We start from the raw sequence: 24,838 nt of genomic DNA on the forward strand, positions 1-24,838 counted from the left end.
AAATAAACAAGCGCCGACGGATCGGCGCTTCGGGCGGTTCCGACGGCTGACGGAGCGGCCCGCCGCGATCGGCGAGCCGCCCGCTCCGGTGCGTTATTTCACGCTTTCACGGAACCACTTCGGGTGATGCTTGCGGGCCCAGCCCAGCGTGACGGTGCCACGCACCATCGCACCGATCGAGCCCTTCACCCACAACGCCGCGTAAATGTGCACGATGATGCTCGCGATCAGCACGAAGGCCGCCACGGCATGCACGACAGCGGCCGCGCGGATCACCCCGATCGGGAAGTAGAACGAGAAGTAGCGCCGCCAGATCACGATCCCCGACAGCAGGAGCAACAGCAGGCATGCCACCAACGTAAAGAATAGCAGCTTCTGCCCGGCGTTATAGCGCCCGACGGGCGGCAGCTTGTCCTCCTGGTTGGTCAGCACGTCGCCGATCTGCTTCAGCCACTGCCGGTCGTCCGCGTCGAGCGCGTTGTGGTGCCAGAAGCGCACCACCAGGATCGCGAACGACACGAACATCACGAGGCCGACGAACGGATGCAGGATCCGCGTCCACTGGCCGCCGCCGAACAGCGCGGTCAGCCAGAACATCGACGGATGGAACAGCGCGAGCCCGGACAACGCGAGCAGCACGAACGTGATCGCGGTGATCCAGTGATTCGTACGCTCGTTCGCCGAGTAGCGCACGATCAGGTTGGGGTCGTCGTGCTTCATTTCGCGTCCTCCTTGATGCGTCGCGCCTCGTCGCGCGCGGCCGATTCCTCGTCGTCGCTCACCTCGTTCGGACCGACCCGGACATAGTGGAAGAACCCGGCAAGCGCCGTCAGCGCGATGCCGGCGACCGCGAGCGGCTTCGCGATGCCCTTCCACAGCTTCACCATCGGGCTGATCGACGGGTTGTCGGGCAGCCCGTGGTACAGCGACGGCTTATCGGCGTGGTGCAGCACGTACATCACGTGCGTGCCGCCGACGCCCTGCGGATCGTACAGCCCCGCATGCTCGAAGCCGCGCTCCTTCAGGTCCTCGATGCGCTCGGCCGCGTGCTGCTTCATGTCCTCCTTGGTGCCGAACACGATCGCGCCCGTCGGGCAGGTCTTCACGCAGGCCGGTTCCTGGCCGATCGCGACGCGGTCGGAACAGAGCGTGCACTTGTACGCGCGATGATCCTTCTTCGAGATCCGCGGAACGTTGAACGGGCAGCCGGTCACGCAATAGCCGCAACCGATGCAGTTCTCCTCGTGGAAATCGACGATCCCGTTGTTGTACTGCACGATCGCGCCCGGCGACGGACACGCCTTCAGACAGCCCGGATCCTCGCAGTGCATGCAGCCGTCCTTGCGGATCAGCCATTCGAGGTCGCCTGCCGGGTTCTCGTATTCGGAGAACCGCATCACCGTCCACGAGTGCTCGGTCAGGTCGGCCGGGTTGTCGTACACGCCGACGTTGGTGCCGACTTCGTCGCGCAGGTCGTTCCACTCCATGCACGCCGTCTGGCATGCCTTGCAGCCGATGCACTTCGATACGTCGATCAGCTTCGCGACGCTCCCGGTCACCGGTTCGCGCACCGTAGGCGGTGGCGTCGTGGTGGCCGAGACGCGCTTGATATCCAGCGATTGCAATGCCATCTCTTTCCCCTTACGCCTTTTCGACCTTCACCAGGAACGACTTGAATTCCGGTGTGTACGAGTTGCCGTCACCCACGGACGGAGTCAGGGTATTGGCGAGATAGCCGGGCTTCGTCAGACCTTTGAAGCCCCAGTGCAACGGGACGCCGACCGTCTGGACCTTCTTGCCGTCGACCGTCAGCGGCTTGATCCGCTTCGTGACGAGTGCGACCGCGATGATGTAGCCGCGCTTGGACGACACCTTCACGCGTTCGCCATGCGCGACGCCGACCTCCTTCGCGAGGTCTTCGCCGATCTCGACGAATTGCTCGGGCTGGATGATCGAGTTCAGCCGCGCATGCTTGGTCCAGTAGTGGAAATGCTCGGTCAGCCGGTAAGTCGTCGCGACGTGCGGGAACTCCGACACCTTGCCGAACGACGCGCGGTCGTCCGGGAACACGCGGGCGGCCGGGTTGTTCAGCGCCTGCGGGTTGTTCGGGTGCAGCGGGTTCGCGGCGAGCGGCGTCTCGAACGGCTCGTAGTGCTCGGGGAACGGACCTTCGTTCATCCCCGCGCGCGCGAAGAAGCGCGCGACGCCCTCCGGATTCATGATGAACGGCCCCATCCCGTTCTCGGGCGGTTCGTCCGCCTTGAAGTCCGGTACGTCGGGGCCCGCCCACGCCTTGCCGTTCCAGCCGATCAGCTTGCGGGTCGGGTCGAACGGCTTGCCGTTCACGTCGCACGATGCGCGGTTGTACAGGATCCGCCGGTTCGCCGGCCAGGCCCACGCCCAGTTCAGCGTCTGGCCGATGCCGGTCGGGTCCGAGTTGTCGCGCCGCCCCATCTGGTTGCCGGCCTGCGTCCATGCGCCGCAGAAGATCCAGCAGCCGCTCGCGGTCGTGCCGTCGTCCTTCAGTTGCGCGAACCCGGCAAGCTGCTCGCCCTTCTTCACGAGCGTCTTGGCCGGATCCTTCGGGTCGGGCAGATCGGCGAGCGCCTTTCCGTTGAACTCCATTGCGAGTTCTTCGGGCGTCGGGCTTTCCGGGTTCGCGTACGGCCAGGTCAGGTTCACGATCGGGTCCGGATACTTGCCGCCGTCCGTCTGATACATCTTGCGCATGCGCAGGAACAGCCCCGACATGATCTCGAGATCGCTCTTCGCGTCGCCCGGCGGCTCCGCGCCCTTCCAGTGCCATTGCAGCACGCGGCTCGAACTCACGAGCGAGCCGTTTTCCTCCGCAAAGCACGTGGTCGGCAGACGGAACACCTCGGTCTGGATCTTCGACGCATCGACGTCGTTGTAGTCGCCGTGATGCTTCCAGAACTCGGACGTCTCGGTCGCGAGCGGATCCATGATCACGAGCCACTTCAGCTTCGCGAGCCCCGCGGCCGTCTTCACCTTCGACGGCGCCGCCGCGAGCGGGTTGAAGCCCTGGCAGATGTAGCCGTTCATCTTGCCGGCACTCATCAGCTCGATCACCTGCAGCAGGTCGTACTGCTTGTCCAGCTTCGGCAGGTAGTCGTAGCCCCAGTTGTTCTCGGCGGTCGCCGCATCGCCCCACCACGACTTCATGAAGCTGACGTGGAACGCCTTGTAGTTCTTCCAGTAGCTCAACTGGTTCGGCCGCAGCGGCTGCTGCACGCGCTTGTTGATGTAGCCGTCGAAATCCTGCTCGGCCTGCATCGGCAGCGTCATGTAGCCCGGCAGCAGGTTCGACATGAGCCCGAGGTCGGTCAACCCCTGGATGTTCGAGTGGCCGCGCAGCGCGTTCATCCCGCCGCCGGCGATGCCGATGTTGCCGAGCAGCAGCTGCACCATCGCGCCGGTGCGGATCATCTGCGCGCCGATCGAGTGGTGGGTCCAGCCGAGCGCGTACAGGATCGTGCCGGCGCGGCCGGGCACGGCCGTCGTCGCGAGCATCTCGCAGACCTTCAGGAACTTGTCCTTCGGCGTGCCGCAGGTCTGCTGGACCATGTCCGGCGTATAGCGCGCGTAGTGCTGCTTCAGCATGTTGTACACGCAGCGCGGATGCTGCAGCGTCGGGTCGACCTTCACGAAACCGTCGTCGCCGCGCTCGTAGTCCCAGCTCGATTTGTCCGGGTACGCGTGCTTCTCCGCGTCATAGCCGGAATAGATGCCGTCGTTGAACGCGAAATCCTCGCGCACGATGAACGTGAAGTCCGTGTAGTTCTTCACATACTCATGCTGGATCTTGTCGTTCGTCAGCAGATAGTTGATGACGCCGCCCAGGAAGACGATGTCGGTGCCGGTGCGAATCGGCGCGTAGTAGTCGGCCACCGAGGCCGTACGCGTAAAGCGCGGGTCGACGACGATCAGCCGCGCCTTGCGGTGCGCCTTCGCCTCCGTTACCCACTTGAAACCGCACGGATGGGCCTCGGCTGCATTGCCGCCCATCACGAGAATCACGTCCGCGTTCTTGATGTCGACCCAATGGTTCGTCATCGCTCCACGGCCAAACGTCGGGGCAAGACCTGCCACCGTCGGGCCATGTCAGACACGCGCCTGATTGTCGAATGCGAGCATTCCCAGACTACGGATAGTCTTGTGCGTCAGGTAGCCGACCTCGTTGCTGCCCGCCGACGCGGCCAGCATGCCGGTCGTGAGCCAGCGGTTGACCTTCGCGCCGTCTTCCGTCGTCTCGACGAAGTTCGCGTCGCGGTCGGCCTTCATCAGCTTCGCGATCCGGTCGAGCGCGTCGTTCCACGAGATGGGTTCCCACTTGTCCGAGCCGGGCGCCCGGTATTCGGGGTGCGTCAGGCGGTTCGGGCTGTGGATGAAGTCGATCAGGCTCGCGCCCTTCGGGCACAGCGTGCCGCGATTGACGGGATGGTCGGGATCTCCCTCGATATGGATGATGCTCGGCTGCGCATTCTTCGCGCCGTCTCCGAGGCTGTACATGAGGATGCCGCAACCCACTGAGCAGTAAGGACAGGTGTTGCGCGTTTCGACGGTGCGCGCCAGCTTGTACTGTCGGACTTCGGCAAGCGCTTCGGATGGAGAAAAGCCCATCAGGGCAAGACTCGATCCGGCAAGCGACGTGGCCGTCACCTTCAGGAACTGGCGCCGGGACATTTGTAGCATGGTGGTCTCGGCGTTATTGTGGGGTGGAGGAAACTGAAAGGAATTATAGACAGTTCGCGCAACTATGATCGAATCCTCGGATCAATACTGAATTGTCTGATTACCAACGATGATCCGCGTTCCGCGCGCAACCGAACCGTCATGAAACGACAGATCACTTCCGAAGCAACCCGTCTTGCCCAGCAACAGGCCAACTGGGCCCTCACCGCGTTCAAGCGCTTCTCGTCCGACCGCTGCTCGTCGATGGCCGCGGGCATCGCGTTTTTCTCCGCATTCTCGCTCGCGCCGATGCTCGTGATGGTGATCGCGGTAGCCGGCTGGTTCTACGGCGACGACGCCGCGCGCGGCCAGGTGTTCGAACAGGCGCACCAGTTGATCGGCGACGACGCGGCGGCCAGCATCCAGACGATCGTGCAGAACGCGCACCGCGCGGGCCAACGCGGCGGCTTCGCGACGCTGATCTCGTTCGCCGCGCTCGCGATCGGCGCGTCGGCCACGTTCGCGTCGCTCAACACCGCGCTCAGCGTGATCTGGCCGGCCACCGAAAACCGCTGGTCGAGCATGCTCGGGCTCGTGCGTGTGCGGCTGATCTCGTTCGGGCTCGTGCTCGGCGTCGCGTTCCTGCTGATCGTGTCGCTCGTGCTCGACACCGCGATCACGTTCGTCGGCACCTGGCTGCTGGGCGATTCGCCGTATGTCGTCGTCACGAACCTCGCGCAGTTTTTCGTCGGCATCGCGGTGCTCGCGGCGGCGTTCGCCGCGTTGATGAAGTTCCTGCCCGACGCGCGCGTCGCGTGGCGCGACGCCGCGGTCGGTGGAGTGGTGTCCGCGATCCTGTTCTCCGGCGGCAAGAAGCTGTTCGCGCTGTACCTCGCGCATGCGGGCACCGCGAGTGCGTTCGGCGCGGCCGGATCGTTCGCGGTCCTGCTGATGTGGCTGTACTTCTCTGCAATCGTGCTGCTGCTCGGCGCGGAATTCGCGGCGGCACGCGGCAACGCGCATCGGCCCGCCGCGAATTCCGCAGCGGTCACGCCCACCCAAACGGATCGCATGCGCGGCGACTGATTCATCAACCTCCCTCACAAAGCGGCCGCGCACAGCCATCGCGCGCGCCGCGAAATTGCCTCTCCCACACCCGTCAGACTCTCGCAAACCACGCTGTCCGCCGCGCGTTCGCACGGCGTTGACGCGTTCCTTGCACGTCGACGCGTTCGTCGCTGCAACGGCAAACGTTTGCAAGCACTCATTTCGCTGCTCCAACCGGCCGAAACGGGACGTCTGCCGCAATGTGCATCACACATCGAAACAATCGCACCGCAGCAACTGTCAACTATTTCAGAAACAGGAACGGTCGTTGATGTGCTTGATATATATAGACTTTTTGAGGCTGTTACCTTTTCGAGACACTTTATTTTTTAAGCTTTCTTGCGTGGATGGCACTGAGCTATTCTCCAATCCGCAACAAATAACGATGAATCACTTGCGTGGAGAATCTCAACGATGAAGAAACTTGCTCTCTCGACCCTCTCGCTCGCCCTGCTGGGCGCCGCTGGCGCTGCGCACGCTCAGTCGAGCGTGACGCTGTACGGCGTGATCGATACGTCGATCGCATGGGTGCACGGCAATGACGGTCAAGCCAACAACTCGTGGCAAATGCTGTCGGGCAACCTGCAAGGCAGCCGCTTCGGCCTGAAGGGCGCAGAAGACCTCGGCGGTGGCCTGAAGGCGATCTTCCAGTTGGAAAACGGCTTTGATCCGGGTACGGGCAAGCTGAACCAGGGCGGCCGCATGTTCGGTCGTCAGGCATTCGTCGGTCTCGACAGCAAGCAATACGGTACGCTGACGCTCGGCCGCCAGTACGACCCGCTGGTCGACCTGGTCCAGGCAGTCACGGCCGACAACTACTTCGGCAGCGTGATGGCCACGCCGGGCGACGTCGACAACAACGACAACAGCCTGCGCGTCAGCAACGCGATCAAGTACACGTCGCCGGTCTTCGCAGGCTTCCAGGTCGAAGGCATGTACGCCCTCGGCGGTGTGGCGGGCAAGACGGGCGCGGGCCAGACCTGGTCGGTCGCAGCGGCTTACAACAACGGCCCGGTCGGCGTTGCCGCAGGCTACTTCTACGCGAACAACCCGTCGCCGACGGCCACGCCCGTGCGCGGCGGCTGGGGCTCGACGACGTCCGACAACATCATCGACGGCCCGATCAACTCGGGTTACGCCACGGCGAAGTCGATCGCCATCGCGCAAGTCGCAGGTCAGTACGCGATCGGCCCGGTGACGTTCGGCATCGGCTACAGCAACGCACAGTACAAGCCGGACGCGTTCTCGGGCTTCGGCTCGACCGAGAAGTACAACACGATCCGCGGCTTCGCGACGTACCAGGTCACGCCGCCGCTGCTGCTGGGCCTCGGCTACTCGTACACGAAGGCAAGCGGCGACACGTCCGCGAAGTACCACCAGGTCGGCGTCGGCGCGGACTACTCGCTGTCGAAGCGCACGGACATCTACCTGGTTGGCGCATACCAGCACGCGAGCGGCACGCAGCTCGTCGACGGCGTGCAGCAAAGCGCGCAAGCGTCGATCGCTTCGTACGGCTTCGCCGGCAAGAGCTCGGCCGAAATGGTCGCACTCGGCATTCGCCACAAGTTCTAAAAACGATGTATCCGGCGTGCATGGCGTCTCCGACGCCTTGCCGCCGAACTGGAAAGCCAGCCCCGGTTTCGGCCGCGGCTGGCTTTTTTTCGTCCGTCTCACACGTGCCCGCAGCGCCTGTGCGGGCCGGCGAACGAAGCCGATGCCGACGCACGTCGGCGGGCCGGCAACGGCGCCTGGCGGCTGCAAAGTGCTGCAATCACTACTTCCGGGTGTCCAGGCAGGTCGCGGTCTTTCCTCCAGGCGACTACCATCCGCACTGTCGGCGCCGCTCGTCCGGCGCGACGGATTCGCCCCCGCGTGTCGAATTCGGCGGCCGTCGCCCGTCGTATCGATGGCGGCACGCGGTTTGCGGCCCGGCCACTACAGACAGGAGATTCGCCATGACGATTCAGAAGATCACGCCTTTTCTCTGGTACTCGACGGAAGCCGAGGAAGCAGCGGCCTTCTATGCAGGCATCTTTCCGGATTCGCGCATCGTGCGCGTCACGTCGGTGTCCGGCACCGACGGTACGCGGATGGTCGAGTTCGAGCTGTTCGGGCAGCCGTTCATCGCGATGAGCCACAAGCGCACGGAGACGTTCAATCACGCGATTTCGCTGCTGGTCAGTTGCGCCGATCAAGCGGAACTCGACCTCTACTGGAGCGCCTTGCTCGACAACGGTGGCACGGCCGACGGCTGCGGCTGGCTCAGGGACCGCTACGGCGTGTCGTGGCAGATCGTTCCGGAAGCGCTCATCCCGATGATGGCCGATCGCGACGCAGTCAAGGCGGCACGCGTGGCCGCGGCAATGATGCAGATGACCAAGTTCGACGACGCCGCGCTGAAGGCTGCCTATGCGGGCACGGCGGGTTGACGAAGCGCGTCGTGCCGCGGATGCGTGACGGCGTACCGGTCAAGCGCGCGCGAGTCGCGACTCGCCGGCGGGCGCACGGATCGGCGGCTTGCGCGTACGGCGGCGGCGAAAGCGCTGATGATCCGCGAGGTGCCGGCCCGCAAGCCGATCGCGCGCACCGTGGCATCCGCCGCTACGCCGACAGCATCGATTCGACGGTCCGCCGCGCGTAGCCGATGAACGCGGCGAGCGGTTCACCCGACAGGATCGCCGCGCCCGCTTCGCCACCGAGATAGGCGGCACGCGCAGCCGCCACAACCGGCCGGTAGGCGGCAGGCAGGCGCTCCAGCACCCATGCCGCGGCGACGTCCTTGGGCGCGATCCTGCCGGTTTCCGCGCTGTACCAGATGCGCGCGAGCGCGAGCACCACGTTGCACTCGTCGCCGCGCCAGTCCGGTTCGGCATTCCACTGCGCAACGGTAGCGAGAAGCGCGGCGACCAAGTCGCGCGCGGGCACCGGCTCGAACAGTGCGGCCGCCGGCGGACCGGCCAGCGCGACACTGTGCTGCCGCGCCTTCGTCAACAGGATCGCCAGATCGTGATCGGCGAGCGCCGGTTCGACGATGCCTGCTTCGAGACCGCGACGCAGCCACTCGCCGAACTGCAGTTCGCGTCGCGCCGGATGACGCCACGGCACCACGTCGCCGTGCGCGACGACGGTGACCTCGAGCGGGCGCATGCCGCCTGCGTGACCGGGCGGCGCCGACGCAGCGAGCAGGTCGAACATCAGCGCACGCCGCGCCGTTTCGTCGGGCCGCACGGCCACCGTCACCAGCAGATCGATGTCGCTGCGCGGTTTCAAGCCGCCGTCGAGCGCCGAACCGAACAGGTGGATCGCATCCAGCGTCGCACCGAGATGTCGCTCGATCGCGGCGCGCGCGGTAGCGACCTGCCCGGCGATTTCAGACGGAACGCATTCAGTCACGATGCGCGGGCCTCACGATGCGCACGCAACAGGCGCAGCGGGAGCGACGAGGTAACGAGGTAACGAGAGCGGCGGGCTGCGGCGGTACGACGGCACGTGCGGATGACGATTGCCGTCCAGCGTTGCGCACGCGCGGCACGCCATTCGCCGCGTGGCACGCATCGAACCGCACATCGACGGCGCTTCGCGTTTTCGCTGCCGCGCGATTTGCGCGGCGCAATAAAAATCCCCGCACGCTTTCGCGTACGGGGACCGCAGGACATCGCAACGGCTGCCGACACGCATTCGGCAGCCGTTGCGCGGCATTACGCTGCCGCGTCCTTCAGCTTCTTCAGCGCACGAGCCTTCACGCGCACGCTGGCCGGCTTCGCCGGGAACCAACGCTCTTCGCCCGTGAACGGATCCTTGCCGAAGCGCTTCTTCTTCGCCGGCACGACTTGTGCCGTGATCTTCAGCAGACCCGGCAGCGTGAACTCGCCTGCGCCCTTCTTGTGGACCGAGCCCAGCACGACGTTCTCGAGTGCGGCGAGCACTGCCTTGACCGCCTTCACTTCCACGGCTGCGCGCTCGGCGATGTGCGTTGCGAGCGATGCCTTCGTGAACTTGTCCTTCAGCGGCGTCGGAGCAGCGGGCGCCTTCGCGACGGCGGCCTTCTTGGCCACTACTTTCTTCGCGGGCGCTACTTTCTTAGCAGCCACTTTCTTGGCCGGTGCGGCGGCAGCCTTCTTGGCCACCTTTTTTGCGGAAGTCGCCATGTTTCTCCTACCAGGTGTGGTCGTTGGATACATGAAGCGTGCACTGCGCACGCTTCAACGCCGGATTCTACAAGCGCCTTGACGCTTCGTGCAGTACTTTTATGCGTTTTCGCGGGGTTTCCCGCAGGTTTTGTTGCGTGCGACCGACTTCAACGAGGCTTGAGGGTCTGTTTACGCATGGAACGCACATGCGTTGCCACGAGAACGGCCGCTCGCCGCGTTGCGCTCCTTGCGAATACGTCAGTATTCGCGGCGTCGCGCGCCTCGCGAGCGGCCGTTCTCGTGGCAACCCCAAATTTAAAAAATACATTCCACGGGAATGCCCGCAATCGCCCGCATGGCGGCGTCGCTCGTCGCTTGTTTGGCTCGGCCAAACGGCGCTCCTCACTTCTTGCCCTACGAGCGATTGCGGGCATTCGCATGCGCGTTCCATGCGTAAACAGACCCTCACATCAAAAAACGCCTTCACGTATGCGCCCGAACGTGAATTACGTTCGATATTTGCGCACCTATACTGGCCTCGCTCAATGCCCGGATGCCTCCATGCGCGAAGTCAGATACGTCAAAGGACTCGACGGCCTGCGAGCCATCGCCGTCATTCTCGTTTTCCTGTCCCACAAGGGCCACGTCCTTGCCGTCGACGTCGGCAAGCTTGGCGTGTGGACGTTTTTCCTCATCAGCGGATTCCTGATCGTCGGCGAACTGCATCGCAACCGCCGGGCGGTCGAGTGCGGCACCATGACGCGCCGCCACGCGCTCGCGCTGTTCCTCGCGAAGCGCGCGCTGCGGATCTTCCCCGTGTACTACCTGCTGCTCGCCGCGCTCGCGATCGCGCACGCGCTCTTCTACCAGCGCGGCGTCAACCTCGGGCTCGCGTGGCACGCGGCGTTCCTGTCGAATTACTGGATCGGCGTCGTCAAGGACGGCTGGCCGGGCTCCACGTCGCACTTCTGGAGCCTCGCGGTTGAACAGCAGTTCTATCTGATCGCACCGCTCGCGCTGCTCGCGGTGCCCGCCGCGCGACACGTCGCACTCGGCGTCGCGGCCGTCGCACTGTGCGCGGCCGCGCATCTCGCGCTCTACCTGTCCGACGCGTCGCCGGTGCTGATCTACGCGTTTTCCCCGTGGAATTTCGCGCTGATCGCGCTCGGCGGCGTCGGCGCGATCGCGCTCGCCGATCACGGTTCGGCCGCCGTGCGCCGCGTCCCGCCCGGCTGGCTCGGCGCGGCAGGCGTCGTGTTTTTCCTCGCACTGCCTGCGTGCACGGCACTGCCCGCCGCGATCGCGGGGCTCGCGGATCTCTGCCTGTCCGCGTCGCTCGGCGCGCTGATGCTGTGGATCGTCAGCGAACCCGAGCATCCCGTCGTGGCGCTGCTCGACTGGGCGCCGCTCGTCTATCTCGGCACGATCAGCTACGGCTTCTACCTGTTCCACAACCTGATTCCGACGCGCTTCGGCGTGATGCCCGCGCTCTTCGCGCACGTGCCGATGCCGGAAATCGTCCGCGAAGCGCTGCCCGAGATGCTGCAATTCGCGCTCGCCGTGCTGCTCGCGCACCTGTCCTGGCGCTATCTCGAAAAAAGACTGCTCGACTTCAAGAAGCCGATCGCCGCGATGCTCGCCCGGCATTTCGTCGCGAGGCCGAGCACGTCGGCGCGTTGAGCGCCACGCGGAAGCGGAAAACACCGGGCGGGAAATGCGCGGGAAGATCGCGAGGCAGGTAGCGCCGGGAAGCTGACGCGCTGCGCCGCTACGTCATGAACCGGCGCGGACGGAACCGGCGCCGGCGCGAACGTCGACAATGCATCGCGCAACGACAACAACAACGCCGCGCCGCTCGCCCCGGCAAGCGCTTCGGCACCGGTTTCAGGCGCGACGCCGGACCGCGCCGGAGCGCCCCGCTCCACACACGGCACCACGCTCCACACGAACCCGACCACGCGGCAAGCCGGCCGCTCGCACCACGATCGCGCACCGGCAAATGCAAAAAAGCCCCGGCGCCTGAGCGGCCGGGGCCAACGGAACAACCACCACCTGAAACAACGGAGCGCGCGGCTGCCTACGCGACGGCAGCCAGCGCGGGCAAGCAGGTACGCAGGTACGCCTCGAATTCGCGGCTCACTTCCGGATGCTGGAGCGCGAGCTCGACGGTTGCCTTGAGATAACCGATCTTGCTGCCGCAGTCGAAACGCGTGCCGTAGTAGCGGTACGCGAGCACCTGCTCGTTCGCGAGCAGCGTCTGGACCGCGTCGGTCAGCTGCAGTTCGCCGCCCGCGCCCGGCTTGAGCTTGCGCAGGTGATCGAAGATCGTCGGCATGAACACGTAGCGGCCGACCACGCCGAGATTCGACGGCGCATCCTCGGGCGCGGGCTTCTCGATGATGCCCGACAGCTTGATGATGTCCTCTTCCCATTCGCGGCCTTCGACGACGCCGTACGAGCGGCTGTCCTCGCGCGGGATCGTCTCGACCCCGATCACCGAGCTGTGATAATGGTCGAACACGTCGACGAGTTGCTTGAGCACCGGCTGCTCGCCGTGCAGCAGGTCGTCGGCGAGAATCACCGCGAACGGCTCGCCATGCACGAGCTTCTCCGCGCACAGCACCGCATGGCCGAGGCCAAGTGCTTCCGGCTGGCGTACGTAGAAGCAGTTGACGTGGCTCGGCTTGATGCCGCGCACGAGTTCGAGCAGCTTTTCCTTGCCGCGCGCCTCGAGTTCGGCCTCGATCTCGTACGACTTGTCGAAGTGATCCTCGATCGCACGCTTGCTGCGCCCGGTGACGAAGATCATCTCGGTGATACCGGCGTTGATCGCTTCCTCGACCGCGTACTGAATCAGCGGCTTGTCGACGACGGGCAACATTTCCTTCGGGCTCGCCTTCGTTGCCGGGAGGAACCGCGTGCCGAGACCGGCAACGGGGAACACGGCCTTGGTGACTTTCAACATGTTCGCATCCTGATTGCGTTGACTGCGCCGCGTCGACCTGCGACCCGGCGCGATTGTGTTCCGAACGGCATATCGAGAATCGACGGCACTGCCAATTCCACTCCGCTCATTTTCGATATGGACTGATTGCCCAATGTTTCCGAAAAAAATATAATCCTTTCAATCCGGTCGATATTGCCGGGCCGAGTGCCGAAGCAGAAACAAATTACCGATTTTCCAGATACAAATCCTTACGATTCGAATTCCTCGATATAGGGCACGCCGCCCCGTTCGAGGCCCGGGCGAATCGGCTCGTTCTTCAACGCCTCGCGGTACGCCGACAGCACGGCCATGACCAGCAGTACTGCAGCGCTCGCGATCCAATGCATGTCCATCTTGCCGCTCCTTGCATCAATCAACTGGAGCTTCAAGCTATCAGAAAAAAATCGGTAAATAATTGACGCGCCTTCGGAACCGCTTTCAGAACCCGATAAAACCATCATGTGGAATCGCGTTATTTCCGGGCGAGATTTTTTTATTCATTGATCGAATTCTTGCGCATTACGATGGGAACAGACTTCCCGTTCGTCCGTCTTCCACTCCACCCGTCGCAAGGAATCGAATCGCATGCAAGCTTTCAGCGGATCGTCTCTGACCGCGCCGCCCGTCGCCGATCACAAGGAACACGTCATCGACGCGATGCGCGGCTTCGCGGCGCTGCTCGTCGCCTATTTCCACTGCCGCCAGGTCGTCTGGGTCGGGATGCAGACCTTCCATCATGCTTACGGTCGCGCGCTCGACCCGAGCGTGATCGTCGGCTACCTGACCTTCCCGTTCGCGTGGGGCTCCGCCGGCGTGCCGATCTTCTTCGTGATCAGCGGCTACTGCATCCACCGCAACGCGGCGCTCAAGCTCGCGGCCGATCCCGCGTACCGGCTCGACGCGCCCAACTTCTGGGCACGCCGGTTCGCGCGCATCTACCCGGTGCTGCTCGCCGCGCTGCTGTTCACGCTCGCACTCGACCTGGTCAGCCTGCAGATCGAGCCCGTCAGCCACAAGATCCGCGATATCGGCATCACCGCATTCCTCGTGAACCTGTTCTCGCTGCAGGGCGTCGCCGGCTACACGTACGGATCGAACGGTGCGCTGTGGACACTGTCGCTCGAAGTGCAGTTCTACGCGATCTACCCGCTGCTGTTCGCGCTGCGCCGACGCATCGGCATGCCGGCCGTCGTGGCCGCGGTCGCGCTCGTCAACGTCGCGTCGGCGTGGCTGCTCGAACGGCACGACCTGCAGTTCTTCACGTCGTACTGGCTGTCCTGGACGATCGGCGCATGGATCGCCGACGTGCGGGCTCAGCAGGCGCGCGGCGCGGCCGCCGTGCCGTCGCGCGCGTGGTACGTCGCGGCCGCCGTGCTGCTGGCCGCCGGCTGCGGCGCGTTCCATTTCGGGCAGTACGGCGCGTTCCAGCTGTGGTCGGCCGGCTTCGCGTGCTTCCTGTACCGCGCGCTCGCGCGCCCGCCGCGCCCGACGCCGCCGCTGCGCGTGCTCGGCTGGTTCGGCGACTTCAGCTATTCGCTGTACCTGATCCACCTGCCGCTGTTCGTCTGCCTCGGCTCGGTGCTGTTCCACTCCGAACTGCAACTGTCGATCTGGCCGTCGATCGCGTTCATGGCCACCGCGATTCCGGTCGCGTACCTGTTCTACCGGATGTTCGAGCGGCCGGCGATGACGTGGTCGGCCAGTTTCAAGCCGACGCGCGCTGCCCGCGTCGTCGCGCAGGCACCCGAGCGGGCCGTCTGATTCGGCCGGACCGGTTCCGGAGCCCCCGTGCGGCATCTCGCTGCACGGGGGCTTTTTCACGGCCGAAGCGCGGTTGCATGGTGGGTCGGGGGGATACGCAACCAACCCTGTAGCCGGCGCGCGTGACGGTCGCCTGTCCGGTCGCAATGCACCTGCCATGAGCACCACCTATCGGATTCGTCCGGGCGCCGCCTGTCTGCCTTGCAGCCCCGTCAGCCACACGGTCCCGATCGAATCGGCAACCGGCCGATCCCGCACCCGACCAAACCACGCCCGCTGAAAAACGAAGCCCCCACGCAGCACAACACCGCATGAGGGCTCGTTTCCCGCCGACTGGCGCCGTCTGCTACGTCCGCTTCTTCGCCTTCGCGGCCTTCGCCGTATCCGCGAGGATCTTCTCGACCCGCTCCACGTAGGTCTCGGTGCCGAACCGGCGCACCGCCGTCGCACGCCCGCTCGCGACGAGCCGTTCGCGCAGCGCGCCGTCGCGCTTGAGCATGTCCAGCGCGTTGGCCAGCGCGGTCGCATCGCCCGGCTCGCAGAGCAGCCCGTTGTCGCCGTCCTCGATGATCTCGACGACGCCGCCCGCGCGGGCCGCGACGACCGGCCGGCGCGCAAGCATCCCTTCGACGATCACGCGCCCGAACGGCTCCGGCGTGATCGACGTGTGCGCGACGACGTCGACCGCCGTCATGCACGCAGCCACGTCGCGCTGGAACCCGAGGAAATGCACGCGCGTGTCCATCCCGTGCCGCGCGACGTATTCGTGCAGTTGCGCCGCGTATTCGTCCTCGCCGAACAGCGGCGCGCCAACCAGCACCACGTGCATGCCGGGATGCCGCGCGGCGGCCTCCAGCAGCACGTGCTGCCCCTTCCAGCGCGCGAGACGGCTGAACGAGCCGACGAGCCACGCATCCTGCGGCAACCCGAGGCGCGCGCGCAGCGCAGCCTGGCTGACGCCTTCCAGCGTATCGAACGGCTCGGCCGAAATACCGTTGAACACGACGTCGACGTGCTGCGGCGTGAAGCCCGTCAGCGTGCGGAACGCCTGCGCGGACGCGTCGGAGTTCGCGATCACGCGCGTGACGCCGAGCCGCGCGCAGTACTTGATCGCCAGCAGCTGCTTGCTGCCGAAATGGTCGGTGCTGACGATGTCGCGCAGATGCCAGACCACCGGCTTGCGCGCGAGCCGCCCGGCGAGCGCGGCGACCACCATCGCGCGTTGCGTGTTCGCGTAGATCACCTCGGCACGGCGCGCGCGCCGCGCGACGTCGCGCACGAGCCGCACGAGCTGCTTCAATGCGCCCGCCGACACGCCGCCCTGCTTGCGCACGCCCGCGAGCGCGCCCTGGTCGACCACGTCGACGCGCGCGCCGATCTCGTCGAGCGCCGCGCGGAACGGGCCGTCGTCGAACAGCAGCACGTCGGCGTTCGCGCGCATGTGCTTCATGATCTCGAGCAGCGACAGCTCGGCGCCGCCGAGCACGCCGCTCTGGTCGAGCACGAGCGTCGCCGGGCCGCGCGCGGCCGGCATCGGCGCGACGGCCGTGCCGCGCTGCGCGGTCGAGCCGGGCAGCGCGGTTTCCACATAGTCGAGAAAGCGCCGCCGGAACGTATCGGCGGAAAACCGCTCCGCGTTCGCGCGGCATGCGTTCGGCGTGAAACGCTGCGGCGCGCGCTCGAAATCGTCGACGGCCGCGACGATCGCATGCGGCGTCTGCTCGTCGAAGAACAGCCCGGTCGGGTTCGCGTCCGATTGCGGGTCGAGCACGGTTTCGAGCGCACCGCCCTTGCCGTATGCGATCACCGGCGTGCCGCAGGCCTGCGCCTCGACGACCGAGATCCCGAAATCCTCCTCGGCCGCGAACACGAACGCCTTCGCGCGCCGCATCCGGTCGTGCAGCACCGCGAACGGCTGGTAGCCCATGATCTCGACGTTCGGGCCAGCCTTCGCGCGGATCTTCTGCATCTCGGGGCCGTCGCCGATCACGACCAGCTTGCGCTCGGGCGTCTTCGAGAACGCCTCGACGATCAGGTCGATCTTCTTGTACGGCACCATCCGCGACGCGGTCAGGTAGAAATCGTCCTTGACCGCGTTCAGCGAGAAACCGTCGACGTCGACCGGCGGGAAGATCACCGCCGCGTCGCGGTGGTAGACCTTCTTGATGCGCCGTGCGATGAACGCGGAGTTCGCGACGAAGCCGTCCACCGCGTTGGCGGTGCGCGTGTCCCAGTTGCGGATGTAGTGAAGAATCATCCGCGCGAGCAGCGATTTCGGCCCATGCGTGAGGTTCGACTGCTCCAGGTACTGGTGCTGCAGGTCCCACGCATAGCGGATCGGCGAATGCACGTAGCTGATGTGCACCTGGTCCGGCCCGGTCAGCACGCCCTTCGCGACCGCGTGGCTGCTCGAGATCACGAGATCGTACTCGGACACGTCGAGCTGCTCGATCGCGAGCGGCATCAGCGGCAGGTAGCTGCGGTACTTGGTGCGCGCGAACGGCAGTTTCTGGATGAACGACGTCGTCACCGGCTTGCCGCGCACGAACGCGCGGTCGTCGAGGAAATCGACGAGGCTGAACAGGTCCGCGTCGGGAAAGCACGCGACGATCTGTTCGAGCACGCGCTCGGCACCGGCATAGGTGACGAGCCAGTCGTGGACGATCGCCACGCGCAGCGCGCGCGCCGGCTGGCGCGCGCTGGCCCGCCCGGCCGGCATGGACCGGCGCAGCGCGGCGGCATCGCCCGCTTCGGCCACGGCCGCATCGGCGGTGGCGAGGTTCAGGATGGCGTGTTCCGCCAGATCGCGATTCATATCGTTTTCCTCGCATTGAGACGGACAAACAGGTCGCGCACGAGCGCGCGCAGCCCCGGCGTCATCGTGAGCGACCACGCGACGTTCAGCACCAGCACGATCGCGCACATGCCGATCGATTCGCCGAGCCCCGGCCATGCCTGCGCGAGAAACAGGCTCGCGAGCAGGAAGGCCAGGTGCGCCAGCATGTCGAGCACGATCGCGCGCATCCGGATCGCCGACAGGTACAGCAGCACGCCGTAGTCGACGAACGCGCGCGCCGCGACGACCACCGCCGCGCCGATCAGCCCGAAGTGATGAATGCCGAACCACAGGCCGCCGACGAAGAACGGCATTTCGACGAGCCCGGCGAACGCCGCGCGGGCCGGGTTGACCTGCGACTGGATCAGGATGCGCGTCACGCTCGCCTGGCCGACGAGCCACACGCTGATCACCAGCACGCGGCCGACCGGCGCCGAGTGCGCGGCGAGATCGGCGCCGACCCACAGCGTGAGGAACGGCGCGAGCGCGAAGATCGCGACGATGCCGACCGGCGTGAACACGCCGTTCAGGAATTCGAGCGACTGGCGCGCGAGCGTGTCCGCGTGATCGCGGCCGACCGCCGACAGGCGCGGGAACAGCGTGCGCACGAGCGCGTTCGGCAGCATGTTCAGGCGCGTGACGAGGTTCTGCGGCACCGTGTAGTAGGTGACGAACTTCGCGCCCATGCCGGCGCCGAGCATCACGCGGTCGAGCGTGTCCGCGATCATGCTCGTCGTGCTCGCGATCAGCATCCAGCCGCCGAAGTTGAACAGCCCCTTCGCGGTGCCCCACTGCGGCGGATCGATGCGCCGGATCCCGAGCACCTTGATGCTGGCGTGGCCGAGCATCGCCGCCGCGATCAGGCGCGCGACGACTGCCGCGGCGAGCACGGTCTGCAGGTTCGGCGCGATCCACCATGCGGCGCCGAGCGGCAGCAACTGGAACAGGAACGTGCCGATCGTCTGGTTCGTGTTGAACACGCCGAACCGTTCGGCGCCGTTGATCGCGCCGGCGAACACCCACGACACGTTCGCGAGCGGAATCGCGAGCGCGAGCCACGGCAGCGCGAGATACACCTCGTGCTGCATCGCGGCCGACACCTTCGTGAAATACGCGGTGTAGACGAACGCGCCGAAATAGATCAGCAGCCCGCCCACGACGCCGGTGCCGAGATTCAGCCAGAACGCGCTCCAGAACACGCGCGCGCTTTCGTCGTCGTTGCCGCTCGCGAGCGCCTTCGAGATGTGGTTCTGCGCGGCCATGCTCATCCCGAGATCGAGGATCCCGAAATAGCCGATCAGCGTCCATACGAGGCTGACGACGCCATAGCGTTCGACGCCGAGCGCGTGGATATAAGCGGGCACCGTCACCAGCGACACGAAGGTCGGCAGGATCAGCCCGATGAAATTGATCGAAACGTTCTTGAGTATGCCTTTGTCCATGCTTGTGCCTTGTGTGACGGCGACATCGTCGTGAGCGGCGCGCCGCCCGTCACGGTTTCCAGCGATACATCAGCACCTTGCCGCGCGCGTCTTCCTCGACGAACACGAGGTATTCGCCGTTCTCGCGCCGGAACGCACTGATGCCGAACGGCACGTCGACCCAGCCGGATGCCTTGCCGACCTCGGTGCCCGGGCTCATCACGCCCACTTCCTTGCCGGTGTCCTTGTCGTACACGTGGATCTTGCCGACCGGCTCCACGGTGAAGATGTAGCGGCCCTCGACCGTGATCCCGATCAGGTCCAGGATCGGCTTCGCGTCGAGCTGCCACGGCAGCGCGACCGTATAGCGCACGACGGGCGAGCCGGTCGACCACTTGTCGAAACGCACCAGCACGCGGCCGACTTCCTTGTTGATGCCAGGCTGCGGCGGCGCGTCGGCCGTGTAGCCGGTCACGTACAGCGTGTCGGCTTGCGCGTCGTAGATCGAGCGGCGCAGTTGCGTGAACGGCTGCGGCATCGGGTAGGTCGTGACCTTGTCGTACGAGTAGATCGGGTTGCCGGCCTTGTCGACGCCGCCGGACTGGAAGCGGTGGATGCCGCGCACGTCGCTCGTGCGCCAGATGTCGCCCTTCGTGTCGACCCACCAGCCCCAGCCGCCCGCCTTGGCCTTGCCGGTCGTGTTGATCTCGAACTCGTCGGCGTCGAGCCGGCCGTTGCCGTTCGCATCGCGCCACAGCCAGTCGCCGCCGGGCGGCTTGTTCGGCACCTTGTCGACCGGCCGCGCGCGGCCCGCGATCAGGCCCGACGGAATCGCCACCTCGCCGTCGCGCTTCGCATCGAAGCGGTAGATCTTCAGGTGATCGGCGTACATGTCGGTCAGGTACAGGAACGTACGGCCGTCGACGCGGCGCGCGATCGGCATGCCCGGCCACTGGTCCGTGTGGAACACGGGGTCGTCCGGATACTTGAAGCGGTTCGACAGGAAGCCGACGTATTTCCAGTCCTGGCCCGGCGGCTTCGACAGGTCGAGCTCGAAGCGCTTGTTGCCCGTGTACACGCTGTTCGGCCGCGCGGGGTCTAGCCACGCGCCGTCGACGAACAGCAGCCCCTGCACCTGCCAGCGCGGCTTGCCGTCCGGTGTATAGCTTTCGAGCACCGCGCCGAGCCCGGCGCCGATCGTGTCGTGGCGCGGCCCGATGCCGTTCATCGACACATACACGTTGCCCGCGCGGTCGACGCCGACGCCCGTCAGCCCGTTGAAGCGCTGCGGCCCCGGCCGCCCCGGCACCGGGCCGGCGAAGATGCCGCCGCGCTCGCCGAGCGTGCCGGACTGCGCATAACCCTTGCCGCCTTTCGAGAAGATCAGGATCTGCTGGCGCGGCCCGTTGTCCGCGACGAGCACGCGCCCTTTCGCGTCGACCGCCACGTCCACCGCGTCGGTGCCTTCCGGCAGCGCAGGCGCGTCGTCGAGCTTGCGGCCGTCCGCACGCACGTGCACGAGGTGCGCGGGGCCGCTGAGCGTGTCCGTGAGCAGCCACAGCGTGCCGTCGCCCGCGAGCGCGATGCGGCCCGGTTCGTGCGCGCTCCACGTGCCCTTCTGCTGCATCGTCTCCGCGTCGTACACGTCCACCACGTCGTGCGACGGATTCGTCGCGAACAGCGTCTTGTCGTCGGCCGCGAGGCCGCCCACTTCCGCCTTCACCTCGCCCACTTCCGAGCGCGCGGGGGCCGGCACCTCGTTCATCATCATGAAGCTCGCGGCCATGCGCGCGCGGCCGGCATCGGCGCGTCCGCCCGGCGCGACCTGCGGTGCCGCGCGAAACGGCGCGGGCTGCTTCATGTCGCCGATCGTGCGCCGCGAGATGCCGAACCACTGCTTGCCCTTGTCCGGCCAGATGCCGGGCGACTGCAGGTGGCCGCGTTCGTTGCCGACGCCGATCGCGACATACGCGTACTTGCTGTTCACGGCGATCGCGTTGCCGCCGAGATTGCCCCAGCCGTGCGTGCCGCCGGCGAAGCCGAGCATCTTCCCGTCCTGGTAGACGCTCGCCTCGGCCCCGCTTTCGTCCCACGGCGCATTCGTATACACCTTGCCTTCAGGCGTCACCGCGATCGCGCGGATGTCGATCTGCGTCCAGCTGCCGTCGCCATAGCCGAACGTGTTGCCGATCCACGACGTCGTCGCGGGCAACACCGTTTCGGCCGGTGCGGCGCTCGTCAGCAGCGTCGCGCATACCGTCATGCCTACCAGAATCAGACGTCGCAATGCGCTTCTCCAGACTCGATGCAACAGCGACCGGCGCCGCCCCAAACTGCCGCTGGCGCACCCTGTCGCTAAATGGGTTTCAAACGTCGCGATGCAGGTTACAAGCAAAAATAATCACAAGAAATTTGGAAATATTTGGGGATGTTTCCGCCTGAAATATCGAACCGGAACAGGCGGAAAATGGCGTCCGGAAACGGCAATAACGACCGCCTTTCACGCGTCGCGCTGTAGAAAATGCCGCTCCGCTCCGCCTGTCGCGGCTGCCTGGGCATCAACCTTTCACCTCGCGACCGGAATAATCGGCATTTGAATGCTTGTCGTCAGATAAGTCGCATGCGTTTTTTTGCCGATTTCTTTTCCCTAGAATCGTTTTCGATTCGATATTTCATTTAAAGGCATGCATTACGTTCACGCATCGGATGTGCGACGCGCCGCGGCCCCCGCCGCGCGTTGCGAAGGAGCGGCGCGATGACGGGCATCTCGCGACCCGCCGACCTGGCCCCGCCGCAACACGGCCGCATCGTGCAGCTCGACGGGCTGCGCGCGATCGCGGTCGGCGCCGTGTTCCTGCAGCACGCGCTGAAGGCGCCGCTCTGGATGGGGGTCGACCTGTTCTTCGTGCTGAGCGGCCTGCTGATCACCGGCATCCTGCTCGAACGAAAGGCGCGCGGGCAGTCATACTTCAGCCACTTCTACGCGCGCCGCGTGCGCCGCATCCTGCCGCCGTACGTGCTGCTGCTGGTGGTGTCGACGATCCTGTTCGGCGCGAGCTGGCTGCCGCACTGGCCGTGGTTCGCGTTCTTCTCGACCAATATCGGGCTGTCGCTCGGCAGCATCGGGCATGACAGCCTGAACGTGCTGTGGTCGCTCGCGGTCGAGGAGCAGTTCTATATCTTCTGGCCGTTCGTCGTGCTGTGGTGCTCGGAGCGAGCGCTGCTGTGGGTCGCCGCCGCGCTGATCGTCGCGGCTCCGGTGCTGCGTGCGATCGCGACGCCGTGGTTCGACTCGTTCTGGCCGATCTACTACCTGACGCCGTTCCGGATGGACCTGCTCGCCGCGGGCGCGCTGCTCGCGATCGTGCTGCGCCGCGACCGGCGCGCGCTGGAGCCGTTCTACCCGCTCGCGATCGTCGGCGCGCTCGTGTCGCTCGCGATCCTCGGCTGGCTGCACTTGTCGTTCCCGCGCTTTCGCGCCGCGAACACGCCGCTGTCCAATGCGGCGCTCTACAGCATCTCGCTGCTGTTGTGCACGTCGATCGTCGTGATCGCGCTGCGCGGCCGCGGCATCGTGCAACGCGCGCTGACGAACCCGATGCTCGTCTACGTGGGCACCGTCAGCTACACCGTGTACCTGATCCACCTGAGCGTGCTGTACGCGCTGTGGCCGCTGCACTTGAACCGCTTCGTCACGGCCGCGCTCGCGCTCGCGATCACGCTCGCCTACGCGACCCTGAGCTGGTACGGCTTCGAACGGCGCCTGACGCGCGGCCCCGCACGCCGCGCGCTGCCGGCCGCCGCCAGCACGACCGCCTGATTTTCCCTTTCGCTTCTACCAGGACAACGCCATGAGCCAAACTCGTAAAAAGGCCATCATTACCGGGATCTCGGGGCAAGACGGCGCCTACCTGACCAAACTGCTGCTCGACAAGGGCTACGAGGTCACGGGCACCTATCGCCGCACCAGTTCGGTGAATTTCTGGCGCATCGCCGAGCTCGGCGTCGACACGCACCCGAACCTCACGCTCGTCGAACACGATCTGACCGACGCCGGCTCGAGCCTGCGCCTGCTCGAACGCACGCAGCCCGACGAGTTGTACAACCTGGCCGCGCAGAGCTTCGTCGGCGTGTCGTTCGACCAGCCGGCGACGACCGCGGAAGTGACGGGCCTCGGCCCGTTGAACCTGCTCGAGGCGATCCGCGTCGTGAGCCCGAAGACGCGCTTCTACCAGGCGTCGACGTCCGAGATGTTCGGCAAGGTGCAGGCGATTCCGCAGACCGAAACGACCGCGTTCTATCCGCGCAGCCCGTATGGCGTCGCGAAGCTGTACGCGCACTGGATGACCGTGAACTACCGCGAGTCGTACGGCCTGTTCGGCAGCAGCGGCATCCTGTTCAACCACGAATCGCCGCTGCGCGGCCGCGAGTTCGTCACGCGCAAGATCACCGACACCGTCGCGAAGATCAAGCTCGGCAAGGCGACCCGCCTCGAGCTCGGCAACCTCGACGCGAAGCGCGACTGGGGCTTCGCGCTCGAATACGTCGAAGGGATGTGGCGCATGCTGCAGGCCGACGAGCCCGACACCTACGTGCTCGCGACCAATCGCACCGAGACCGTGCGCGACTTCGTGCAGATGGCATTCGCGGCTGCCGGCTACCAGCTCGAATGGACCGGCAAGGGCGAGCAGGAACGCGGCCTCGACGCGTCGAACGGCAACGTGCTGGTCGAAGTGAACCCGAAGTTCTATCGCCCCGCCGAGGTCGACCTGCTGATCGGCTGCGCGGACAGGGCTAAAGCGAAGCTCGGCTGGGTGCCGAAGACGACGCTCGAACAACTTTGCCAGATGATGGTCGAAGCGGATTTGATGCGGAACCAGCACCATGACACGTTCTGAAGCCGGACGCCCGTCGCGCCGTGCGTTCGTCACGGGCCTGACGGGCTTCACGGGCCGCTACATGCTCGAACGCCTGCAGGCGGCCGGCTATGACGTCTGGGGCACGGTCGCGCCCGGTGCGCCGCGGCCCGACGATCCGGCCTTCGCGCACTGCACGCTGCTGCCCGTCGACCTGCTCGACGCGGACGCGATGCGTGCGGCGGCCGCCGATGCACGGCCCGATGCGGTCGTGCATCTCGCCGCGCGCGCGCATGTCGCGCAGGACGAGCCGTCGCAGACCTACGCGGTCAATATCGTCGGCACACGCAACCTGCTGGCCGCGCTCGCGGGCCTCGACCACCGCCCGTCGGCCGTGCTGCTCGCGAGCAGCGCGAACATCTACGGCAATTCGACGGCCGGCGTGCTCGACGAGACCGTCGCGCCCGCCCCCGCCAACGACTATGCGGTCAGCAAGCTCGCGATGGAATACGCGGCGAAGCTGTGGGCCGACCGGCTGCCGATCGTGATCGCGCGGCCGTTCAACTACACGGGCGTCGGCCAGGGCGAAGCGTATCTGCTGCCGAAGCTCGCCGCGCACTACGCGCGCAACGAACCGCGCATCTCGCTCGGCAATCTCGACGTGAGCCGCGATTTCTCCGACGTGCGCGACGTGACGGCCGCCTATCTGAAGCTGCTCGAAGCGGCGCCGGCCGGCGAGACGTTCAACGTCTGCTCGGAGCGCGCGTATTCGCTGAAGGAAGTGCTGGCGATGCTGTCGCGCATCGCCGGTTACGTGATCGACGTGACGGTCGATCCGCGTTTCGTGCGGCACAACGAAGTGAAAAGCCTGAGCGGGTCGCGCGACAAGCTGCGGCGCGCGGTGGGCGAGCTGCCCGTCACGCCGCTCGACGAAACGCTGCGGTGGATGGTGGATGCGATGCGTGCCGCGCCGCACGGGCACGCCGGCTGAATCACGCGGCGCATGCACGAGCGCGGTGCGCCGGACGCCATGCCTTCATGCGGGAAAA

General features: G+C 66.0%; 18 protein-coding genes. 8 read left to right on the plus strand and 10 right to left on the minus strand.

The features are described from left to right. Window positions 1-93 precede the first annotated feature (93 nt). The 3 genes from ACPUER_RS10350 to fdnG are packed head-to-tail and all read right to left on the minus strand — an operon-like array spanning window position 94 to window position 4,713. A complete protein-coding gene (locus tag ACPUER_RS10350; protein ID WP_059599523.1) occupies window positions 94-720 on the minus strand; it encodes a formate dehydrogenase subunit gamma in 627 nt (208 codons plus the stop codon). Further along, window positions 717-1,631 carry a formate dehydrogenase subunit beta gene (gene fdxH / locus ACPUER_RS10355; RefSeq protein WP_425131030.1) on the minus strand — a complete coding sequence of 305 codons (915 nt, stop codon included), beginning with the start codon at window positions 1,629-1,631 and terminating at the stop codon, window positions 717-719. Before fdxH ends, ACPUER_RS10350 begins: the two co-directional genes overlap by 4 nt. A gap of 10 nt (window positions 1,632-1,641) precedes the next feature. Continuing rightward, on the minus strand, window positions 1,642-4,713 hold the full coding sequence (fdnG, locus tag ACPUER_RS10360; protein WP_310140372.1) for a formate dehydrogenase-N subunit alpha: 3,072 nt from the start codon (window positions 4,711-4,713) through the stop codon (window positions 1,642-1,644). 141 nt (window positions 4,714-4,854) lie between these two features. Here fdnG and ACPUER_RS10365 point away from each other — a divergent pair, with 141 nt between their 5' ends. The 3 genes from ACPUER_RS10365 (at window position 4,855) to ACPUER_RS10375 (ending at window position 8,228) form a co-directional block, all read left to right on the plus strand. Beyond that, window positions 4,855-5,778, plus strand: a complete 924-nt coding sequence (locus tag ACPUER_RS10365; RefSeq protein ID WP_425131031.1) for a YihY/virulence factor BrkB family protein — start codon at window positions 4,855-4,857, stop codon at window positions 5,776-5,778. Between the two features lie 435 nt (window positions 5,779-6,213). Further along, window positions 6,214-7,371, plus strand: a complete 1,158-nt coding sequence (locus ACPUER_RS10370; RefSeq protein ID WP_175958745.1) for a porin — start codon at window positions 6,214-6,216, stop codon at window positions 7,369-7,371. A gap of 383 nt (window positions 7,372-7,754) precedes the next feature. Beyond that, the gene (locus tag ACPUER_RS10375; protein WP_425131032.1) at window positions 7,755-8,228 is read left to right on the plus strand and encodes a VOC family protein; all 474 of its coding nucleotides are present in this window, start codon (window positions 7,755-7,757) and stop codon (window positions 8,226-8,228) included. A gap of 172 nt (window positions 8,229-8,400) precedes the next feature. Here the strand turns inward: ACPUER_RS10375 and ACPUER_RS10380 are convergent, their stop codons facing one another. Together ACPUER_RS10380 and ACPUER_RS10385 are read right to left on the minus strand one after the other, a co-directional pair. After that, window positions 8,401-9,192 carry an AadA family aminoglycoside 3''-O-nucleotidyltransferase gene (locus ACPUER_RS10380; protein WP_175958743.1) on the minus strand — a complete coding sequence of 264 codons (792 nt, stop codon included), beginning with the start codon at window positions 9,190-9,192 and terminating at the stop codon, window positions 8,401-8,403. 305 nt (window positions 9,193-9,497) lie between these two features. Then, the gene (locus tag ACPUER_RS10385) at window positions 9,498-9,947 is read right to left on the minus strand and encodes an HU family DNA-binding protein (RefSeq protein WP_069747789.1); all 450 of its coding nucleotides are present in this window, start codon (window positions 9,945-9,947) and stop codon (window positions 9,498-9,500) included. Window positions 9,948-10,490: 543 nt separating this feature from the next. Between ACPUER_RS10385 and ACPUER_RS10390 the strand changes: the two genes are divergently transcribed. After that, window positions 10,491-11,609: an acyltransferase family protein gene (locus tag ACPUER_RS10390; protein WP_425131033.1), complete on the plus strand. Its 1,119-nt coding sequence runs from the start codon at window positions 10,491-10,493 to the stop codon at window positions 11,607-11,609. Between the two features lie 397 nt (window positions 11,610-12,006). Here ACPUER_RS10390 and galU read toward each other — a convergent pair whose 3' ends face one another. Together galU and ACPUER_RS10400 are read right to left on the minus strand one after the other, a co-directional pair. After that, entirely contained in the window at window positions 12,007-12,894 is an 888-nt protein-coding gene (galU, locus tag ACPUER_RS10395) for a UTP--glucose-1-phosphate uridylyltransferase GalU (protein ID WP_034179975.1), read from the minus strand. Window positions 12,895-13,124: 230 nt separating this feature from the next. Continuing rightward, window positions 13,125-13,268, minus strand: coding sequence for a hypothetical protein (locus ACPUER_RS10400; RefSeq protein ID WP_006479318.1), 144 nt, complete (start codon window positions 13,266-13,268; stop codon window positions 13,125-13,127). A 232-nt stretch (window positions 13,269-13,500) separates the two neighbouring features. Between ACPUER_RS10400 and ACPUER_RS10405 the strand changes: the two genes are divergently transcribed. Next, the gene (locus ACPUER_RS10405) at window positions 13,501-14,676 is read left to right on the plus strand and encodes an acyltransferase family protein (protein WP_072444083.1); all 1,176 of its coding nucleotides are present in this window, start codon (window positions 13,501-13,503) and stop codon (window positions 14,674-14,676) included. Window positions 14,677-15,022: 346 nt separating this feature from the next. Here ACPUER_RS10405 and ACPUER_RS10410 read toward each other — a convergent pair whose 3' ends face one another. Genes ACPUER_RS10410 through ACPUER_RS10420 form a run of 3 tightly spaced genes read right to left on the minus strand, consistent with a single transcriptional unit; the run spans window position 15,023 to window position 21,196 of the window. Then, the gene (locus ACPUER_RS10410; protein WP_425131034.1) at window positions 15,023-17,491 is read right to left on the minus strand and encodes a glycosyltransferase family 4 protein; all 2,469 of its coding nucleotides are present in this window, start codon (window positions 17,489-17,491) and stop codon (window positions 15,023-15,025) included. Continuing rightward, a complete protein-coding gene (locus ACPUER_RS10415) occupies window positions 17,488-18,954 on the minus strand; it encodes a flippase (RefSeq protein WP_310140397.1) in 1,467 nt (488 codons plus the stop codon). The genes ACPUER_RS10410 and ACPUER_RS10415 overlap by 4 nt, the downstream gene beginning before the upstream one ends. Window positions 18,955-19,003: 49 nt before the next feature. Next, a complete protein-coding gene (locus ACPUER_RS10420; protein WP_425131065.1) occupies window positions 19,004-21,196 on the minus strand; it encodes a hypothetical protein in 2,193 nt (730 codons plus the stop codon). Window positions 21,197-21,688: 492 nt separating this feature from the next. Between ACPUER_RS10420 and ACPUER_RS10425 the strand changes: the two genes are divergently transcribed. The 3 genes from ACPUER_RS10425 to ACPUER_RS10435 are packed head-to-tail and all read left to right on the plus strand — an operon-like array spanning window position 21,689 to window position 24,780. Beyond that, window positions 21,689-22,753, plus strand: coding sequence for an acyltransferase family protein (locus ACPUER_RS10425; protein ID WP_175958739.1), 1,065 nt, complete (start codon window positions 21,689-21,691; stop codon window positions 22,751-22,753). Between the two features lie 31 nt (window positions 22,754-22,784). Next, window positions 22,785-23,831: a GDP-mannose 4,6-dehydratase gene (gene gmd, locus ACPUER_RS10430; protein ID WP_175958738.1), complete on the plus strand. Its 1,047-nt coding sequence runs from the start codon at window positions 22,785-22,787 to the stop codon at window positions 23,829-23,831. After that, the gene (locus tag ACPUER_RS10435) at window positions 23,818-24,780 is read left to right on the plus strand and encodes an NAD-dependent epimerase/dehydratase family protein (protein ID WP_175958737.1); all 963 of its coding nucleotides are present in this window, start codon (window positions 23,818-23,820) and stop codon (window positions 24,778-24,780) included. The genes gmd and ACPUER_RS10435 overlap by 14 nt, the downstream gene beginning before the upstream one ends. Window positions 24,781-24,838: the final 58 nt, after the last annotated feature.

It is taken from the genome of Burkholderia sp. DN3021, from assembly GCF_049805555.1.
Taxonomy (GTDB): Bacteria; Pseudomonadota; Gammaproteobacteria; order Burkholderiales; family Burkholderiaceae; genus Burkholderia; species Burkholderia pyrrocinia_C.

What these genes read in the sequence shown, in the direction of transcription:
- ACPUER_RS10370 (WP_175958745.1), top strand. Translation starts at nt 6,214, where the DNA reads ATGAAGAAACTTGCTCTCTCGACCCTCTCGCTCGCCCTGCTGGGCGCC.
- gmd (WP_175958738.1), top strand. Translation starts at nt 22,785, where the DNA reads ATGAGCCAAACTCGTAAAAAGGCCATCATTACCGGGATCTCGGGGCAA.
- ACPUER_RS10365 (WP_425131031.1), top strand. Translation starts at nt 4,855, where the DNA reads ATGAAACGACAGATCACTTCCGAAGCAACCCGTCTTGCCCAGCAACAG.
- ACPUER_RS10415 (WP_310140397.1), bottom strand. Translation starts at nt 18,954, where the DNA reads ATGGACAAAGGCATACTCAAGAACGTTTCGATCAATTTCATCGGGCTG.
- ACPUER_RS10420 (WP_425131065.1), bottom strand. Translation starts at nt 21,196, where the DNA reads ATGACGGTATGCGCGACGCTGCTGACGAGCGCCGCACCGGCCGAAACG.
- ACPUER_RS10390 (WP_425131033.1), top strand. Translation starts at nt 10,491, where the DNA reads ATGCGCGAAGTCAGATACGTCAAAGGACTCGACGGCCTGCGAGCCATC.
- ACPUER_RS10425 (WP_175958739.1), top strand. Translation starts at nt 21,689, where the DNA reads ATGACGGGCATCTCGCGACCCGCCGACCTGGCCCCGCCGCAACACGGC.
- ACPUER_RS10410 (WP_425131034.1), bottom strand. Translation starts at nt 17,491, where the DNA reads ATGAATCGCGATCTGGCGGAACACGCCATCCTGAACCTCGCCACCGCC.
- ACPUER_RS10385 (WP_069747789.1), bottom strand. Translation starts at nt 9,947, where the DNA reads ATGGCGACTTCCGCAAAAAAGGTGGCCAAGAAGGCTGCCGCCGCACCG.
- ACPUER_RS10435 (WP_175958737.1), top strand. Translation starts at nt 23,818, where the DNA reads ATGACACGTTCTGAAGCCGGACGCCCGTCGCGCCGTGCGTTCGTCACG.
- ACPUER_RS10375 (WP_425131032.1), top strand. Translation starts at nt 7,755, where the DNA reads ATGACGATTCAGAAGATCACGCCTTTTCTCTGGTACTCGACGGAAGCC.
- ACPUER_RS10405 (WP_072444083.1), top strand. Translation starts at nt 13,501, where the DNA reads ATGCAAGCTTTCAGCGGATCGTCTCTGACCGCGCCGCCCGTCGCCGAT.
- galU (WP_034179975.1), bottom strand. Translation starts at nt 12,894, where the DNA reads ATGTTGAAAGTCACCAAGGCCGTGTTCCCCGTTGCCGGTCTCGGCACG.
- ACPUER_RS10400 (WP_006479318.1), bottom strand. Translation starts at nt 13,268, where the DNA reads ATGGACATGCATTGGATCGCGAGCGCTGCAGTACTGCTGGTCATGGCC.
- fdxH (WP_425131030.1), bottom strand. Translation starts at nt 1,631, where the DNA reads ATGGCATTGCAATCGCTGGATATCAAGCGCGTCTCGGCCACCACGACG.
- ACPUER_RS10350 (WP_059599523.1), bottom strand. Translation starts at nt 720, where the DNA reads ATGAAGCACGACGACCCCAACCTGATCGTGCGCTACTCGGCGAACGAG.